Source organism: Sphingobium sp. FW305-3-2-15-F-TSA7 (assembly GCF_058787155.1).
Genome location: NZ_JBYSZM010000011.1, coordinates 67,050 through 82,379, shown reverse-complemented (window position 1 = coordinate 82,379; position 15,330 = coordinate 67,050). Strand labels below are relative to the sequence as shown.

General features: G+C 64.9%; 19 protein-coding genes. 16 read left to right on the top strand and 3 right to left on the bottom strand.

Features of this window, described 5'->3' with window-relative positions:
* Positions 1–53: 53 nt before the first annotated feature.
* The 4 genes from AC3WN8_RS10850 to AC3WN8_RS10835 all read left to right on the top strand — a co-directional run bounded on the left by AC3WN8_RS10850 (position 54) and on the right by AC3WN8_RS10835 (position 2,635).
* Positions 54–530 (top strand): DUF2721 domain-containing protein, encoded by a 477-nt coding sequence (locus AC3WN8_RS10850; RefSeq protein WP_492669424.1) that lies wholly within the window; start codon positions 54–56, stop codon positions 528–530.
* A 30-nt stretch (positions 531–560) separates the two neighbouring features.
* On the top strand, positions 561–1,670 hold the full coding sequence (gene mnmA / locus AC3WN8_RS10845) for a tRNA 2-thiouridine(34) synthase MnmA (RefSeq protein ID WP_492669423.1): 1,110 nt from the start codon (positions 561–563) through the stop codon (positions 1,668–1,670).
* On the top strand, positions 1,670–1,849 hold the full coding sequence (locus AC3WN8_RS10840) for a hypothetical protein (RefSeq protein WP_492669422.1): 180 nt from the start codon (positions 1,670–1,672) through the stop codon (positions 1,847–1,849). The genes mnmA and AC3WN8_RS10840 overlap by 1 nt, the downstream gene beginning before the upstream one ends.
* A gap of 231 nt (positions 1,850–2,080) precedes the next feature.
* A complete protein-coding gene (locus AC3WN8_RS10835; RefSeq protein ID WP_492669421.1) occupies positions 2,081–2,635 on the top strand; it encodes a DUF2087 domain-containing protein in 555 nt (184 codons plus the stop codon).
* Between the two features lie 86 nt (positions 2,636–2,721).
* On the opposite strand, the gene ctrA is transcribed toward AC3WN8_RS10835, so the two are convergent.
* Positions 2,722–3,441 carry a response regulator transcription factor CtrA gene (gene ctrA, locus AC3WN8_RS10830; protein ID WP_492669420.1) on the bottom strand — a complete coding sequence of 240 codons (720 nt, stop codon included), beginning with the start codon at positions 3,439–3,441 and terminating at the stop codon, positions 2,722–2,724.
* Positions 3,442–3,617: 176 nt separating this feature from the next.
* The gene (locus AC3WN8_RS10825) at positions 3,618–4,526 is read right to left on the bottom strand and encodes a LysR family transcriptional regulator (protein WP_492669419.1); all 909 of its coding nucleotides are present in this window, start codon (positions 4,524–4,526) and stop codon (positions 3,618–3,620) included.
* Between the two features lie 89 nt (positions 4,527–4,615).
* Here AC3WN8_RS10825 and AC3WN8_RS10820 point away from each other — a divergent pair, with 89 nt between their 5' ends.
* From AC3WN8_RS10820 to AC3WN8_RS10790, 7 genes are all read left to right on the top strand, one after another.
* Positions 4,616–5,323 carry a pirin family protein gene (locus AC3WN8_RS10820; protein ID WP_492669418.1) on the top strand — a complete coding sequence of 236 codons (708 nt, stop codon included), beginning with the start codon at positions 4,616–4,618 and terminating at the stop codon, positions 5,321–5,323.
* An 87-nt stretch (positions 5,324–5,410) separates the two neighbouring features.
* A complete protein-coding gene (wrbA, locus tag AC3WN8_RS10815) occupies positions 5,411–6,010 on the top strand; it encodes an NAD(P)H:quinone oxidoreductase (protein ID WP_492669417.1) in 600 nt (199 codons plus the stop codon).
* 165 nt (positions 6,011–6,175) lie between these two features.
* Entirely contained in the window at positions 6,176–6,916 is a 741-nt protein-coding gene (locus AC3WN8_RS10810) for a hypothetical protein (protein WP_492669416.1), read from the top strand.
* A gap of 70 nt (positions 6,917–6,986) precedes the next feature.
* Positions 6,987–7,643: an RluA family pseudouridine synthase gene (locus AC3WN8_RS10805; RefSeq protein ID WP_492669415.1), complete on the top strand. Its 657-nt coding sequence runs from the start codon at positions 6,987–6,989 to the stop codon at positions 7,641–7,643.
* Complete coding sequence (gene arfB / locus AC3WN8_RS10800; RefSeq protein WP_492669414.1) at positions 7,630–8,046, top strand: alternative ribosome rescue aminoacyl-tRNA hydrolase ArfB; 417 nt, start codon at positions 7,630–7,632, stop codon at positions 8,044–8,046. Before AC3WN8_RS10805 ends, arfB begins: the two co-directional genes overlap by 14 nt.
* Positions 8,047–8,085: 39 nt before the next feature.
* Positions 8,086–8,580 carry a GAF domain-containing protein gene (locus tag AC3WN8_RS10795; protein WP_492669413.1) on the top strand — a complete coding sequence of 165 codons (495 nt, stop codon included), beginning with the start codon at positions 8,086–8,088 and terminating at the stop codon, positions 8,578–8,580.
* Positions 8,581–8,705: 125 nt separating this feature from the next.
* Positions 8,706–9,791 (top strand): glycine zipper 2TM domain-containing protein, encoded by a 1,086-nt coding sequence (locus AC3WN8_RS10790; protein WP_492669412.1) that lies wholly within the window; start codon positions 8,706–8,708, stop codon positions 9,789–9,791.
* A 160-nt stretch (positions 9,792–9,951) separates the two neighbouring features.
* Here the strand turns inward: AC3WN8_RS10790 and AC3WN8_RS10785 are convergent, their stop codons facing one another.
* Positions 9,952–10,407, bottom strand: coding sequence for a universal stress protein (locus AC3WN8_RS10785; protein WP_492669411.1), 456 nt, complete (start codon positions 10,405–10,407; stop codon positions 9,952–9,954).
* A 139-nt stretch (positions 10,408–10,546) separates the two neighbouring features.
* Between AC3WN8_RS10785 and AC3WN8_RS10780 the strand changes: the two genes are divergently transcribed.
* From AC3WN8_RS10780 to AC3WN8_RS10760, 5 genes are all read left to right on the top strand, one after another.
* Positions 10,547–11,842: a pyruvate dehydrogenase complex dihydrolipoamide acetyltransferase gene (locus AC3WN8_RS10780; RefSeq protein ID WP_492669410.1), complete on the top strand. Its 1,296-nt coding sequence runs from the start codon at positions 10,547–10,549 to the stop codon at positions 11,840–11,842.
* Positions 11,843–11,849: 7 nt separating this feature from the next.
* Positions 11,850–12,056, top strand: coding sequence for a hypothetical protein (locus AC3WN8_RS10775; RefSeq protein WP_492669409.1), 207 nt, complete (start codon positions 11,850–11,852; stop codon positions 12,054–12,056).
* 51 nt (positions 12,057–12,107) lie between these two features.
* Positions 12,108–13,508 (top strand): dihydrolipoyl dehydrogenase, encoded by a 1,401-nt coding sequence (gene lpdA, locus AC3WN8_RS10770; protein WP_492669408.1) that lies wholly within the window; start codon positions 12,108–12,110, stop codon positions 13,506–13,508.
* Positions 13,505–13,936, top strand: coding sequence for an MAPEG family protein (locus tag AC3WN8_RS10765; RefSeq protein WP_492669407.1), 432 nt, complete (start codon positions 13,505–13,507; stop codon positions 13,934–13,936). The genes lpdA and AC3WN8_RS10765 overlap by 4 nt, the downstream gene beginning before the upstream one ends.
* A 119-nt stretch (positions 13,937–14,055) precedes the next feature.
* The gene (locus AC3WN8_RS10760; protein ID WP_492669406.1) at positions 14,056–15,330 is read left to right on the top strand and encodes a Xaa-Pro dipeptidase; all 1,275 of its coding nucleotides are present in this window, start codon (positions 14,056–14,058) and stop codon (positions 15,328–15,330) included.

Genomic DNA, 15,330 nt, shown 5'->3' with positions numbered 1-15,330 from the left:
TTTGGAATATCGAAAACCTTGACCGCGCCCTGGGCGCCGGGTGATTGGTGGTCATGCTCGCAACAACCGCCGTCAGCACGATCGCGCAGACCATCCAGCTTTCGGTCGCGCCGGTGTTTTTGCTCGCGGGCATCGGCGCGATCCTGAACGTGATGGCCGGGCGGCTGGGCCGGGTGGTCGACCGGGCGCGCATGCTCGAACGGCTGCATCCCCAAAGCACCGGGCCCGAACATGACCGCCATGTCTGGGAATTGCGGCTGCTCGACCGCCGAATCACCGTGATCAATGCTGCGATCTCGGTGATCGTGATGAGCGCGATCGCAGTCTGTCTGCTGGTCGCGCTGCTGTTCGTCGCGGAACTCACGCATCTCGAAATCGGCAATGCGGTCGCGATCGTGTTCGTGCTGGCAATGGCGCTCCTGATCCTCTCGCTCGGCCTGTTCCTCCTCGAAGTCCGGCTGGCATTGCGCAGCATCCGCATCCGCGAGGAACTGCTCGAGCGCGAAAGCCGCCGCCGTATTTTGCCTTGAAGACGCCGCTGCGCTATGGGGCGCCTCGTCATGACCCCCGATTTCCAGCTTGAGGCCCCGCTTGCGAAGCGGCGTATCGTCGTCGCCATGTCGGGCGGTGTCGACAGTTCCGTGGTGGCGGCGCTCGCCGCGCGCAGCGGCGCCGAGACGATCGGCATCACGCTGCAGCTCTATGATCATGGCGCCGCGGTGGGCCGCACCGGCAGCTGCTGCGCGGGGCAGGATATCCGCGATGCGCGCGCCGTCGCCGATCGCCTGGGCATCGCCCATTATGTGTTCGATCACGAAAGCGCGTTCCGCCAGTCGGTGATCGAGGATTTCGCCGACGAATATATGGCGGGGCGCACGCCGATCCCCTGTGTGAAATGCAATATGGGGGTGAAGTTCACCGATCTGTTCCGGCTGGCGAAGGAGCTTGGCGCCGATTGCCTGGCCACCGGCCATTATGTCCGCCGGGTCGTCGGCGATGACGGCCCCGAATTGCATCGCGCCGCCGACCCTGCGCGCGACCAGAGTTATTTCCTGTTCGCCACGACGCGCGCGCAGCTCGACTATCTGCGCTTTCCACTGGGCGGCCTGCCCAAGCCGCAGGTGCGTGAGATCGCCGCCGAGCTTGGCCTGGGCGTTGCGCTCAAGCCCGACAGCCAGGATATCTGCTTCGTGCCCGATGGCGATTATGCCGCGATCGTTCGCAAGGTGCGGCCGGAGGCGGATACGTCGGGGGAGATCGTCGATCTGGCGGGACGCGTGCTGGGCCGTCATCGCGGTTTCATCCATTTCACCGTCGGGCAGCGCCGCGGCCTGGAGATCGGGGGGCAGGCGCAGCCGCTCTATGTTGTCCGGCTGGAGCCCGAGACCCGCCGCGTCGTGGTCGGCCCGCGCGAGGCGCTGGCGGTCTCGGCGGCCGGTCTGACCGACATCAACTGGCTAGGCGGCAAGGCTGATGGTCCGCTCACCGCCAAGGTGCGTTCGCTGGCAAAGCCCGTTCCTGCGCGGTTGGCCGGCGGACGGCTGATGTTCGATGCACCGGAATATGGCGTCGCGCCGGGGCAGGCGGCGGTGCTCTATGATGGCGACAGGGTGCTCGGCGGCGGCTGGATTGCCGCGACCGAGCCCGCCATGCTGATGGATGCCGCGTGATGCGTGACGATCCGCGCTGGCGTGCCGCGAGCCGCAATCCGCGTCCGCAATGGGCGTTTTATGCCCTGATCCTGCTGCTCGATATCGCGCTGGTGATGCTCATGCTGGGCGCATTGGTCGAACTCGGCGACTGGGTGGAGGATCTGATCTGGCCCGGCGGGGTGGAGTGGGTCGATTGATCGCGATTGCTCCACGCCTTGAATGAACGCATTTTTTCCGAGCCGTCGGATGTTCCGTCGGACCGGAAAATGCTCTAGGCTTCTGACCGGTCGGCAGTTCACCCAGGCGTCGCTGTCCCGTTCGGGAAGCTAAACCTGCCTATATCGTTTCTTCACGGTCACTCGTTTCGTGCCGCGTCGTAAGCCAGCGACCATCGACATCCCCGGATCGGCACTGTTCGAGGACTGATGATGCCAAAAATTCCACTGCCATTCGCTGCGCGGGATATCTCCGCACTGGCCCGGTCGCTCGTCCGCGAGCTTGACGGTTGCGCCACGCGGCCCACGCACGTTCAGATGCTGAACATGCTCGCGCGCGGCGCGGGCTACCGCAATTACCAGCATTTCCATTCCCTGCTCATGGCGCGGTCGCGGCTCGAGGCGCCTGCAGATGCGGAGCCGCCGGTCGACCATCGCCAAGTCGAGCGGGTCGCCGGTCATTTCGATCCTTCGGGCGTGATGATCCGCTGGCCATCGAGAACCAGTCATCAGGCGCTCTGCCTGTGGGTGTTGTGGGCGCGGTTGCCTGCAGGGGACGTGATGACCGAGGCGCAGATCAACGCGCGGCTGCGTGCCAGCCACGCGTTCGGCGACCCCGCGATCCTGCGTCGGGCAATGTTCGGCGATCGGCTGGTTGAGCGCACGCGCGATTGCCGTGAATATCGGCGGATCGAGCGGATACCGCCGCCCGAGGCGATCGCGCTGATCCGCCATCTCGGCCGGCGTGCCGTGCCGAACCCGCCCTGATGGCCAAAAAAAGGCCGGCGGAGCGATCCGCCGGCCTTTTTCGACCCTGGGAATGAAGGCGTGGTCGTTCGTCGGCGCGGGGCGCCTCAGGCGACCTGCGCGGCCTCGATCTCGATATGGCCTTCGATATCGTCGGGATCGCGCAGCACATAGCCGCGGCCCCAGACGGTCTCGATATAATTGTCGCCGCTACACGCCAGGCTCAGCTTCTTGCGCAGCTTGCAGATGAACACGTCGATGATCTTGAGCTCGGGCTCGTCCATGCCGCCATAAAGGTGGTTCAGGAACATTTCCTTGGTCAGCGTCGTGCCCTTGCGGAGCGACAGCAGCTCCAGCATCGCATATTCCTTGCCGGTCAGGTGGACGCGCGAGCCGTCGACCTCGACGGTCTTGGCGTCCAGATTGACCGCGAGCTTGCCGGTACGGATGACCGACTGGCTATGGCCCTTGGAACGACGGACGACCGCATGGATGCGCGCAATCAGTTCCTCGCGATGGAAGGGCTTGGTGACGTAATCGTCGGCGCCGAAGCCGAAGCTGCGGACCTTCGAATCCATTTCGCTGATGCCCGACAGGATCAGAACCGGCGTCTGCACCTTGGCGACGCGCAGTTTCTTGAGCACGTCATAGCCGTGCATGTCGGGCAGGTTGAGATCGAGCAGGATGATATCGTAATCGTACAGCTTGCCGAGGTCCAAACCCTCCTCGCCAAGGTCGGTCGTATAGACGTTGAACCCTTCGGTCGTGAGCATCAGCTCGATGGCCTTGGCCGTCGTCGGCTCGTCCTCGATCAGCAGCACCCGCATGTGACAACCCCCTGTGTGGCGGCGGGGCCTGCCGGGCCGCGCTTCCAGACATATCCATTAACCAAAGGACATCTGAACGCAAAAGGTTAATTTCAGATTAAGCCCCGGAAATCCGCGAGTCGCGGCAAATGCGGTAACCAGTTCCGGTGAGATTCGGTCAGGAATGGCTAACCGGTTCAGCCTGCGCACAATGCGCGGAAACGCTGCGACAGAAAGTCGATCAGCCGCTCGACGCGCGCCGGGCGCGGCCCGCCCGGCGGGCTGAGGAGGTGAAGGCCCGTGGGGTCCGGCCTGCTCCAGTCCTTCAGGATCGTCACGAGCTTGCCCGATGCGATGTGCGTATCGACGATGAAGCCGGGCAGCACGGCGATGCCGAGCCCCGCGCAAAGCGCCGGGACCATCGCGTCGCCGTTGTTGGTGCGGATCGGCCCCTTGAGCCGGACGACGACTTCCTCACGCTCCGCATTGCGGAAGCGCCAGATGTCGGGCGTGGCGATATTGGTATAGATCAGGCAGTCATGCTCGGCGAGCTGGGCGGGATGGGTCGGCGTGCCGCGCCGTTCGAGATAGGCGGGGGCGGCCACGACATGAGCGAAAACGTCGCCCAGCCGGCGTGCGCGCATCGAACTGTCGGGCAGCGATGCGATGCGCAGCGCCATGTCGAAACCCATCTCGATGATGTCGATCTTTTCATCGCTCAGATGCAGGTCGACCGAGATGCCGGGATGCTCGGCCAGGAAATCCGCCAATGCGGGTGCGACATGCATCAGGCCGAAGGTCATTGGCGCCGCGACGCGGATCGCGCCGCTCAACGCGGTGGCGCCGTCACGCGCCGCTTCCTCCGCCGCTTCCGCTTCGGCCAGGATGCGGCGGGCATGTTCGGCAAGCGGTCTGCCGCTTTCGGTGAGCGACAGGCGACGCGAGGTGCGGTGGAACAGTGCGGTTCCCAGATTGGCCTCGAGCCGCGTCACCGCCTTGGAGATGGTCGCTTTGGAAACGCCGAGCGCTTCGGCGGCGGCGGTGAAGGAACGATGCTCGACGACGGCGGCGAACATGGCCCAGGCCTCGAAATCCGGTAGCCTCATATGGAAACGATCCGTTTCAAAGGTTTCTATTTATGATCTGATCCTGCGCTCTATCTCAGTCTCAAGCAACCCCAAACAAGGTTCAAGAGATGCTCGACAAACGCCCCTTCGAAACGCTCGGCCACGCCGATCATGGCTGGCTCAACGCGCGTCACCATTTCTCGTTCGCGGACTATCACGATCCTGCCCGGATGGGCTGGGGCGCGATCCGCGTCTGGAACGACGACGAGATCGCTCCCAATAGCGGTTTCCCGCCGCACCCGCATCGCGACATGGAGATCATCACCTATGTCCGCCAGGGTGCGATCACGCATCAGGACAATATGGGCAATCAGGGCCGCACCGGTGCTGGCGACGTCCAGGTGATGAGCGCGGGCACCGGCGTGCGCCATGCCGAATATAATCTCGAGCCGGAGACGACCCGGATCTTCCAGATCTGGATCCAGCCCAAGCGGCTGGGCGGCCAGCCGAGCTGGGGCGCCAAGCCCTTTCCCAAGGACGACCGCTCGGGCCGCTTCGTCACGCTCGCCAGCGGTTTCGAGGACGACCTGACGGGCGAGGGCGCCTTGCCGATCCGGGCCGATGCCCGGGTGCTCGGCGCGACGCTCAAGGCCGGCGAAAGCCTGGAGCATGACGTCGGCGCGGGTCGCCATGCCTATCTCGTTCCCGCCACCGGGCGGATCGAGATCGATGGTGAGGCGGTCAATGCCCGTGACGGCGCCGCGCTGACCGGTGGCCGCACCGTCACCATCACCGCGCTGGAGGACAGCGAGATCGTTCTGGTCGACGCCGAATAGGGCGTCGTCCGCCGCCCGCGCCAATCTCTCCCCCAAGGCGCGGGCGGCACCCCTTTTCTCAGATTTTTTTGGACAGGAGTACGTCACATGGCAAAGGTTCTGGTTCTCTATTATTCGACCTATGGGCATATCGAGACGATGGCGCATGCCGTCGCGGAAGGTGCGCGCGCCGCGGGCGCGACGGTGGACGTCAAGCGCGTTCCCGAAACCGTTCCCGAAGAGATTGCCCGCAACAATCACTTCAAGCTCGACCAGGTGGCGCCCGTCGCGACGATCGCGGAGCTGGCCGATTATGACGCGGTGATCATCGGCACCGGCACACGTTTCGGCCGCATGTCGAGCCAAATGGCGGCGTTCCTCGATCAGGCCGGCGGTCTGTGGGCACGCGGCGCGCTCAACGGCAAGGTCGGCGGCGCTTTCACTTCCAGCGCCACCCAGCATGGCGGGCAGGAGACCACTTTGTTCTCGATCATCACCAATTTGCTGCATTTCGGCATGGTGATCGTCGGGCTCGATTATGGTCATGCCGGCCAGATGGGGCATGACGATGTCGTCGGCGGTGCGCCCTATGGCGCCACGACGATCGCCGGTGGCGACGGCAGCCGTCAGCCCAGCGAGGCGGAGCTCGAAGGTGCCCGCTATCAGGGCCGCAAGATCGCAGAGACCGCAGCCAAATTGCACGGGTGACCGATGGGGAGCGGTTTTGGTCGGGGACGATCGAAATCGCTCCAACACCGCTCGCTTCGGGTTGAACGGCCCGAAACGACGATCAATCGCCCGTGCCGGTGGTTGACGGACTTGATGGCTGGAGGCCATGGCTGGCAGCGATTTTGCGTAACGAAAGGCTGCCGCATGCGTCCCTCCGCCCTCGTTTTCGTTCCGGTCCTGCTCGGGATCGCGGCGTGCAAGGATACGCCGCCCGCGCCGGACAATGGCGGAACCGCGAACCTGACCAGCGCAAATCTCGCGCCGCTCGCGGAAAAATCGAATGATCCGGCCGCGCTCAAGCTGGCGTTCGCAGCGGCCTTCGAAACGCCGCAACAGCGGGTCGGCGACGACAGCTATACATTCTCGCCAACCGCGCTCTATCGACTCGACAAGGCCTGGGTGCTGCTTTCCGAAGGCACCGGCCCCGACTGTCACGCCTGTTCGGGCTGGCTTTCCGTTCACTATCTCAATCGCACCGATGACGGCTTCCAACTCGTCAAGGGATGGAACGACGCGATTCCCGGCACGAGTTTCGGCGGCGCGCCCGAATGGAAGATGCGGACCGACCTGACCGCCGCGCCCGTCATCGAGTCCGAAGGCGGCGGCACCTGGCAGGGCTATAGCTGCTCGGTCGCGCGCCTGACCGAACTGACCGCCGAGGGCCCCAAGGCGATCGCCGAGCGGATTCCGCTGAGCTATAGCGACGCTGGCGCCATCGTCGACGAGACCAAGCCGCGCGAAGTGGACGGCACGATCGCCGAGGGGCAGCGCGGACAGAATTTCACCGTCCATTACAAGGGCAGCGTGACCCGCGACATCCCCTATACCCGCTCCGGCGCGACCTTCACGCCGGGCAAGGGCGCGGCCGACATCCCGCAATGCTGAGGGTGGTCCCGGCAACGATCCTCACTCGGCAGTTGTAAGTTCGGCGCAAGAGGTGCTTTAGGCTGCTGCCATGCTGGCCGACCATGTGCTCTTCATCGACGGCGAGGCGATCATCGTCGACAAGCCCTCCGGCCTGCCGGTCGATACGCCGCGCGACGGATCGATCAGCGTCGAGAATCATCTCGCCTCGCTGACCTTCGGTTTCCAGCGCTGGCCGCTGCCCGTCCATCGGCTCGATCGCGACACCAGCGGCTGCCTGCTCCTCGCCCGCCATCCCAAGGCGCACAAGCGCTTCGCTGCGGCGTTCGAGGCCGGGACCGTCGAGAAACATTATCTCGCCGTGGTCGAGGGGGTGCCGGATGACGAGGCCGGCGTGATCGACCTGCCGCTCGCCAAGATCAGCTCGCGTGAGGAAGGCTGGCGGATGACGGTCGACCCGAAGGGCAAGCGTGCCTTGACTCGCTGGACGCGGCTTGCGGTCAAGGGCGACCGCGCGCTGATCGGTTTTTCGCCCGAGACCGGGCGAACCCACCAGATCCGCACGCACGCCCTGCACGGGCTGGGCTTCGCGATCGTCGGCGATCCCGTCTATGGCCGCGGCGGTGAGCCGATGCTGCTCCATGCGCATCGTCTTTCGGTGCCGCGCGACGGCAAGCCGCCGGCGGAAGCGACGGCGCCGGTGCCCGAGCGTTTCGCGAAAGCGGGATTCGAGCATGGCGAAGGCTGAGCTTCCGCCGATTCCGGACGATGCGATCGTCGAGGAGAAGTTCCTCGCCGCCACCGGTCCGGGCGGGCAGAATGTCAACAAGGTGGCGACCGCGGTCCAGCTCCGCATCGACGCTTTCCGGCTGGGGTTGCCGCCCTATGCCTGGGCGCAGTTGAAAATACTCGCCGGAAGCCGGCTGACCGCCGACGGCGAGCTGCTCATCACAGCGCGCCGGTTCCGCACACAGGATGCCAACCGCACCGATGCGCGCGAGCGTGCGGCGGAACTGGTCGCCAAGGCGTATGAGCGGCAGGCGAAGCGGATCAAGACCAAGCCGAGCAAGGCGGCCAAGGCGCGGCGCATGGAGTCGAAATCGGTCCGTTCCCAGGTCAAGAAAGGGCGGGGCCGGGTCAGTTTGGACTGACTTTTGCGGTGCTTTCGCTGGAGCGACGAAGGATAGATCATGTTTCAGTTGGATATCGACCGGAGTGGCGCCAAGGCCGAGCTTTATCGCGACCTGCTGGCGGCGATCGACGCAATCACTGCCGGCGAGCCCGATCCGATAGCGAACATGGCCAATGCCGCGGCGGTGATCTCGGACTATCTGCCCGATCTCAACTGGGCGGGCTTTTACCGGTTGATCGGCGAAACCCTGGTGCTGGGCCCGTTCCAGGGCAAGGTGGCGTGCATCCGCATCGCGCTGGGCGCCGGCGTCTGCGGCACGGCGGCAGCAACGCGTGCGACGCAACTGGTGGCCGATGTCCATGCCTTTCCCGGCCATATCGCCTGTGACGCGGCAAGTGCGTCGGAACTGGTCGTGCCGATCGTGCATGCGGGCAAGCTGATCGGCGTGCTCGATCTGGACAGCCCCACCCCGGGGCGGTTCGATGCCGAGGACGCGGCCGGCTGCGAAGCGCTGGCGGCGATGCTCGCCCCCCGGATTTCCGCTGCCGCCTGACCCGCAACGGGACAGATGATGATGGTTAAGGCGGTGGCATCGCCTTATCCCAAGTGTTAAAAATTCGTTAACGACTGCCCGCTTTATGGGCTGGCCGTCCGCTGTGTTTCAGGGAGGCGTTGACGATGAAAACACTTGCTTTTGTGGGCTTGGCCGCCGCGATCGCCGCGTTGCCCGCCGTCGCCGAGGCACGAAACGACTCGCGCGGGCCGCGTCCGCCGATGGTCGGTGGCCATCGTCCGATGCCGCCGCAGATGCATCATTGGGGGCAGCGTCAAAATTGGGGTCAGCGCCACAATGGCCGCTGGATCGGCGGCTGGCGCGCACCGGGCGGCTGGGCCGCCTATCGCCGCCCAGCGCGCGGCTTCTATGTCCCGCGCTATTGGGTCGCGCCCAGCTTCTATGTCGGCAATTGGGGCGGATATGGACTGCCGCAGCCATCCTATGGCCTTGGCTGGTCGCGCTATTATGACGATGCGGTGCTGATCGACGGCAATGGCTATGTCTATGACAGCCGCAGCGGGGTAGATTGGGACCGCAATGGCGGCGGCTATTACGAAGGCGGCCGCGACGATGACGGCCGCGGTTACGAACGCCGCGACGATGGCGTCGGTGGGGCACTGCTCGGCGGCGCAGTCGGTGCGATCGCCGGCAATCGCATCGCCGGGCGGGGCAATCGCACCGAAGGCACGCTGATCGGCGCCGGTGTCGGCGCACTTGCCGGACTCGCGATCGACAAGGCAGAGGATCGGGATCGCCGCGGCGGACCGAGCGGCCCGGCCGTACCCTATCCCTATGCGGACGGCGCACCGGACTATGACTATGGCTATGTCGATGATCGTGTGACCGACGGCCGCTATTCGGGAAGCTGGAGCGGCACCTGGCAGGCGCCGGATCGGTACGAGGGCACCTGGACGGGCAGCTATGAAGGCCGGCCGGGCGCCGACTATCCGCCGCCCGCCGATGACGGCCTGCCACCGATGATGCACCATGCGCCGCCGCCGACCGTCCACCATTCGGGGCCGTCGATCGGCTATGCGCCGCAGGTCTGGTATGGGCCGGGCGTCACCACCGTGGTCATCCAGCCGGCGATGATGACCACGACGACCACCACCACGACCTATGTCGAGGAAGTGGCCGCGCCTAGAAAGGCGTGGAAGGCGAAAGCCAGACGCGTCTGGAAGCCCAGGCCGAAATGCGTGTGTAAATAAGGATCCAAGGTTTGGGGGAGGGAGAGCCCGGAGCCGGAAACGGCTCCGGGCTTTTCAGTTTTCCGTGTCCAGAGTCGACCCGGTTCAGATTGAACCAGAATATCCGTTGTTTGCCGTGATTTCCGAGCCGGCAGGTGATTCAACCTGCCTCGAAATCACTTTAGCTCAGCCGGTCGATCGCGTCGCGATCAAGCGAGCCGGGGATGATCATCACGGGGCAGGGCAGAGCCCCGGCGCCCGCGCCCGTGAAATGCGCCACCAGCGGTCCCGGGCCACCCGTGGCGGCTGCGCCCAGCACGAGTGCCGCGACATGCGGATTTTCCTCGAGCATCTTGCGGACGACGGCGATCGGTTCGCCCTGTTTCACGATGATCGACGGGCGGACACCCGATTCGTCGACCAATGTGCCCGCGGCACCGGCGACGAGCGCCTCGGCGCGCAACCGCGCCTCTTCCTCGATCGTGGCCTGAACGCCGCCCCACTGGACGAATTCCGGCGGTGGAATCAGGGCCAGGATATCGATCGCACCGCCCGTCTTCGCGGCGCGGCGCGCGGCGAAGCGCAGCGCGATGCCGGCTTCCTCGGTCTCGTCGATGACGACCAGATAGGTACGCACCGGCTATTCTCCTCCCCCAATGGCGATGAAGCGTGCGCGAATATTGCGACCGCTGCAAGCCTGCGGCCTTGACCCGAACGGGCAATCGGGTGGAGAGGAGGCGACGATCCACGGAATCAGCGCGAGGTTTGGTCCCTAAATGCCCATCGAGCTCAAGATGCCTGCCCTTTCGCCGACCATGGAAGAAGGGACACTTGCCAAATGGATGGTCAAGGAGGGCGATAGCGTGTCCTCCGGTGACCTGTTGGCGGAGATCGAGACCGACAAGGCGACGATGGAGTTCGAGGCCGTCGATGAAGGCACCATCTCGAAGATCCTCGTGCCCGAGGGCAGCGAAGGGGTGAAGGTCGGCGCGGTGATCGCGCTGATCGCTGGCGAAGGCGAGGACGTTGCGGCGCCTCAGGCGCCCGCCGCCAAGGCCGAACCGGCAAAGCCGGCCGAGCCGCCCAAGGCCGTGGCGCCCGAGCCGAAGGCGGAAGCGCCTGCGCCGGTTGCCGCGCCGTCGCCAAAGGCGGATGCGACCGATCGGGTGAAGGCCAGCCCGCTGGCGCGTCGGCTTGCCGAACAAAAGGGTGTCGACCTGGCGTCGCTGACGGGCTCGGGCCCAGGTGGACGCGTGGTCAAGGCCGATCTCGACGCCGCGGCGCCGGGCGCGGCGAAACCCGCGGCCGAGGCGCCGGCCGTGCGGGCCGAAGCGCCTGTCGCCGCGGCGCAGCTCGCCGCACAGGTCCAGCCCGATGCGAACATTCCGTCGGAAAGCATCAAGCTGTCGATGATGCGCAAGACGATTGCGCGCCGCATGGCCGAATCCAAGTCGACCGTCCCGCATTTCTACCTGACCATGGATTGCAACCTCGATGCGCTGCTCAAGCTGCGCACCGAACTCAATGCCGGGCTGGAGAGCCGTGGGATCAAGCTGTCGGTCAACGACCTGCTGATCAAGGCACTGGGTGTGGCGCTGGAACAGGTGCCCGATGCCAATGTCAGCTTCGGCGGCGACACGCTGATCAAATACAAGCGCGCCGACATCTCGATGGCAGTCGCGATTCCCGGCGGGCTGATCACGCCGATCATCACCGACGCAGGCGGCAAGGCGGTGTCGAAGATCGCGGTGGAGGCCAAGGATCTGGCCGGCCGCGCGCGCGAGGGCAAGCTGCAGCCACACGAATATCAGGGCGGTACGGCTTCGATCTCGAACCTCGGCATGTACGGCATCAAGCAGTTCGATGCGGTGGTGAACCCGCCGCAAGGCATGATCATGGCGGTCGGTGCGGGTGAAAAGCGCCCCTATGTCGTCGATGATGCGCTGGCCATCGCCACGGTGATGAGCGCGACCGGCAGTTTCGACCATCGCGCGATCGACGGCGCGATCGGCGCGGAGCTGATGGCGGCGTTCAAGATCCTAGTCGAAAAGCCGCTGGGAATGGTCGCCTGACATGACGATGACGCGCTCCGCAATCTTCGGAGCGCTCGCGGCACTCGGCGTGCCGACCATTTTGCGCGATGTGGACGTGCATGTCGCCGAGCTCATCTACGAAGCCTCGACGGCGTTCAATATCGGCGGAATATGGCTGCGCTGGTCCTGGCCGGTCTTCGTCCTGGTGACCCTGCTCAGCTTCATATTGCTGCAGGTCAGTAGAAACAAATAGCCGCGCCCGCGGCGTATCGGACATCATCGTTGCAAGATCAGGAGCTTATCCTTGGCTGACACTTACGACCTTATCGTTCTTGGCTCGGGCCCCGGTGGTTATGTCGCGGCGATCCGCGCCGCGCAGCTCGGTCTCAAAACCGCGATCGTCGAGCGCGAGCGACTGGGTGGCATCTGTCTCAACTGGGGCTGCATCCCCACCAAGGCCCTGCTTCGGACATCGGAAATCTACCATTATATGACCCATGCCGAGGCCTATGGCCTGACGGTGGAGAAGCCGGGCTATGATCTTTCGAAGATCGTCCAGCGCAGCCGCAAGGTCGCCGATCAGCTCAACAGCGGCGTCAAGGGGCTGATGAAGAAGCACAAGATCGCGGTGCACGAAGGCACGGGCAAGCTGGCCGGCAAGGGCAAGCTGGTCGTGACCCAGGGCGACAAGAGTGTCGAGCTCCAGGCGAAGAACATCATCGTCGCGACCGGCGCGCGCGCACGCGAACTGCCCTTCGCCAAGGCCGACGGCAAGCGGATCTGGACCTATCGCCACGCACTGGTGCCCGAGGAGATGCCGACCAAATTGCTCGTCATCGGATCGGGCGCGATCGGCATCGAGTTCGCCAGCTTCTATTCGGACATGGGCGCCGAAGTGACCGTGGTCGAGATGCTCGATCGCATCCTGCCCGTCGAGGACGAGGATGTCAGCGCGTTCGTCCACAAGGCGCTGACCAAGCAGGGGATGAAGATCCACACATCGACCGGCGTCCAGAAGCTGGAAACCGGCGCGAAGGGCGTCAAGGCGGAGATCAAGTTCGCCGACGGCAAGGTCGAGAGCGGCGAATACAGCCATGCCATCGTCGCGATCGGCATCGTCCCCAATGTCGAGGAGATCGGGCTCGAGGCCGCCGGTGTGAAGCAGCATCCGAACCGGCATATCGCGATCGACGGCTATGGCCGCACCAATGTCGACGGCATCTGGGCGATCGGCGACGTCGCCGGCGCGCCGTGGCTGGCGCACAAGGCGATGCACGAGGCGGTAGTCTGCGTCGAGGCGATCGCGGGCGTGAAGGGCGTCCACCCCATGGAAACCGGCAATATCCCGGGCTGCACCTATTCGCGGCCGCAAGTGGCGAGCGTCGGCCTGACCGAGGCCAAGGCGAAGGAAGCCGGTTACAAGGTCAAGATCGGCAAGTTCCCCGCCATCGGCAATGGCAAGGCGATCGCGCTCGGCGAAGTCGACGGGTTCGTGAAGACGGTGTTCGACGAAGCCACCGGCGAACTGCTCGGCGCGCATATGGTGGGCGCCGAGGTGACCGAGCTGATCCAGGGCTATGTCATCGCCCGCGAGCTCGAAACCACCGAGGCGGAGCTGATCGGCACCACCTTCGCGCATCCGACGCTGTCGGAAATGATGCATGAAAGCGTGCTCGGCGCGTACGGAAAGGCGCTGCATATATGACGGGCCCGACCGCGATCCTGTGGCCGACCTTCACATTGGTCGCGCTCGTTTTCGTGGTCTGGTTCACCCTGTTCGTCCAGCGCATGGACCATATCCGCCGCAATCCGCCGCGTCGTGAGGATTTCGCGACCGGCGATGCGGCCATGCGCTATTTCGAGCCGGTCGAGATGCCGGCCAACAATCTGCGCAACCTGTTCGAGATGCCGGTGCTCTATTTCGCGCTGGTGCCGCTGTTGCTGGTCACTCACCATGCCGGTTCCGTGCAACTGGTGCTTGCCTGGGCCTATGTCGTTCTGCGCGCGATCCACAGCGTCATCCATATCGGGCCCAAAAAGGTGCAGCCGCGCTTCATGGTCTATCTTGTGTCGTGCGCGGTGCTGTCGGCGATGTGGATCGGCTTCTTCGTGGACATGGTCGGCGCCGTTTGAGAAAGCCGGTACCGCCTCGGGAAAGCGCTCCTTCGCGCTTTCTCAAACGGGCTCCGAGTGCGGCTTGCCGTGTGGCGCGGCCGGTGCCACCAAGGGCAATCAACAAGGGGCATGATGTGATGAAAACCGTTTCGTTCGCGGCAATTGTTGCCGCCACCCTCGCCGTTGCGCCAGCAGCCGCCGAAACCGTCGCCGTCACGGCCGACCGGATGATCGACGTGCTGGCCGGCAAGACCATCGACAGGCCGGTGGTGGTGATCAAGGATGGCCGCATCGCCGCGGTCGGCCCGGCGGGTTCGGTGACGGTGTCGAAGGACGCAAGGCGGATCGACCTTGCCGGCAAGACGATCCTGCCGGGGCTGATCGACATGCATGTCCATCTGGAGGGCCATCCCAAATATAGCGGCTATAACGGGCTGGAATTCACCGACAGCTTCTGGCCGATCCAGGCGACCTACAATGCCAAGGCGATGCTCGATGCGGGTTTCACCACCATACGCAATGTGGGTGCGAACAATTATACCGATGTCGGGTTGAAGGAAGCGATCAGCGAAGGCTGGATCGAAGGCCCCCGGATCGTCCCGGCCGGTCACGCCCTGGGCGCGACCGGCGGCCATTGCGACGAGACCTTCATGCCGCCATCGTACAAGCGCGTGGGAGAGGGCGTGGCCGACGGGCCCGACGGCTTTCGCCAGAAGGTGCGCGAACAGAAGAAATATGGCGCGGAAGTCATCAAGATCTGCGCGACCGGCGGCGTGTTCTCGCGCGGCGACGAACCGGGCCAGCAACAGCTGACCGCCGCGGAGCTCGAAGCCATTGCCGATGAAGCCCATATGGCGGGCATGAAGGTGGCGGCGCATGCGCATGGCGCCACGGGGATCAAGGCCGCGATCCGCGCCGGGATCGATACGATCGAACATGCCAGCCTGATCGATGACGAGGGCATCGCGCTCGCGAAGAAGGCCGGCACCTGGCTGACCATGGATATCTTCAACACCGACTATACCCAGAGCGAGGGTGCGAAGAACGGCGTGCTCGAGGACAATCTCCGCAAGGATCGCGAGATCGCCCAGATCCAGCGCGACAATTTCCGCAAGGCGCACGCCGCCGGGGTCAGGATGCTGTTCGGCACCGATGCCGGTGTGATGCCGCATGGAACCGCGGGCGGGCAGTTCAAATATATGGTCCAGTACGGGATGACGCCGATGGAGGCGATCCAGGCGGCAACGCGCAGCGGCGCGCAGGCGCTGGGCCGCGAGCGCGATGTCGGGGCGATCGCGGTCGGCCGCTATGGCGACATCATCGCGGTCGATGGCGATCCGCTGACCGATATTCGTGCGCTCGAGGATGTCGATGTCGTCATCAAGGGCGGCGAGGTCGTGAAGGCCGATTGA

Bases quoted from the DNA above. Each gene is read 5' to 3' on its own strand.
- wrbA (WP_492669417.1), top strand. From the start codon at position 5,411: ATGGCAAAGGTTCTGGTTCTCTATTATTCGACCTATGGGCATATCGAG.
- AC3WN8_RS10805 (WP_492669415.1), top strand. From the start codon at position 6,987: ATGCTGGCCGACCATGTGCTCTTCATCGACGGCGAGGCGATCATCGTC.
- AC3WN8_RS10850 (WP_492669424.1), top strand. From the start codon at position 54: ATGCTCGCAACAACCGCCGTCAGCACGATCGCGCAGACCATCCAGCTT.
- mnmA (WP_492669423.1), top strand. From the start codon at position 561: ATGACCCCCGATTTCCAGCTTGAGGCCCCGCTTGCGAAGCGGCGTATC.
- AC3WN8_RS10810 (WP_492669416.1), top strand. From the start codon at position 6,176: ATGCGTCCCTCCGCCCTCGTTTTCGTTCCGGTCCTGCTCGGGATCGCG.
- AC3WN8_RS10760 (WP_492669406.1), top strand. From the start codon at position 14,056: ATGAAAACCGTTTCGTTCGCGGCAATTGTTGCCGCCACCCTCGCCGTT.
- AC3WN8_RS10790 (WP_492669412.1), top strand. From the start codon at position 8,706: ATGAAAACACTTGCTTTTGTGGGCTTGGCCGCCGCGATCGCCGCGTTG.
- AC3WN8_RS10835 (WP_492669421.1), top strand. From the start codon at position 2,081: ATGCCAAAAATTCCACTGCCATTCGCTGCGCGGGATATCTCCGCACTG.
- AC3WN8_RS10765 (WP_492669407.1), top strand. From the start codon at position 13,505: ATGACGGGCCCGACCGCGATCCTGTGGCCGACCTTCACATTGGTCGCG.
- AC3WN8_RS10775 (WP_492669409.1), top strand. From the start codon at position 11,850: ATGACGCGCTCCGCAATCTTCGGAGCGCTCGCGGCACTCGGCGTGCCG.
- AC3WN8_RS10820 (WP_492669418.1), top strand. From the start codon at position 4,616: ATGCTCGACAAACGCCCCTTCGAAACGCTCGGCCACGCCGATCATGGC.
- arfB (WP_492669414.1), top strand. From the start codon at position 7,630: ATGGCGAAGGCTGAGCTTCCGCCGATTCCGGACGATGCGATCGTCGAG.
- AC3WN8_RS10780 (WP_492669410.1), top strand. From the start codon at position 10,547: ATGCCCATCGAGCTCAAGATGCCTGCCCTTTCGCCGACCATGGAAGAA.
- ctrA (WP_492669420.1), bottom strand. From the start codon at position 3,441: ATGCGGGTGCTGCTGATCGAGGACGAGCCGACGACGGCCAAGGCCATC.
- AC3WN8_RS10825 (WP_492669419.1), bottom strand. From the start codon at position 4,526: ATGAGGCTACCGGATTTCGAGGCCTGGGCCATGTTCGCCGCCGTCGTC.
- AC3WN8_RS10795 (WP_492669413.1), top strand. From the start codon at position 8,086: ATGTTTCAGTTGGATATCGACCGGAGTGGCGCCAAGGCCGAGCTTTAT.
- AC3WN8_RS10840 (WP_492669422.1), top strand. From the start codon at position 1,670: ATGCGTGACGATCCGCGCTGGCGTGCCGCGAGCCGCAATCCGCGTCCG.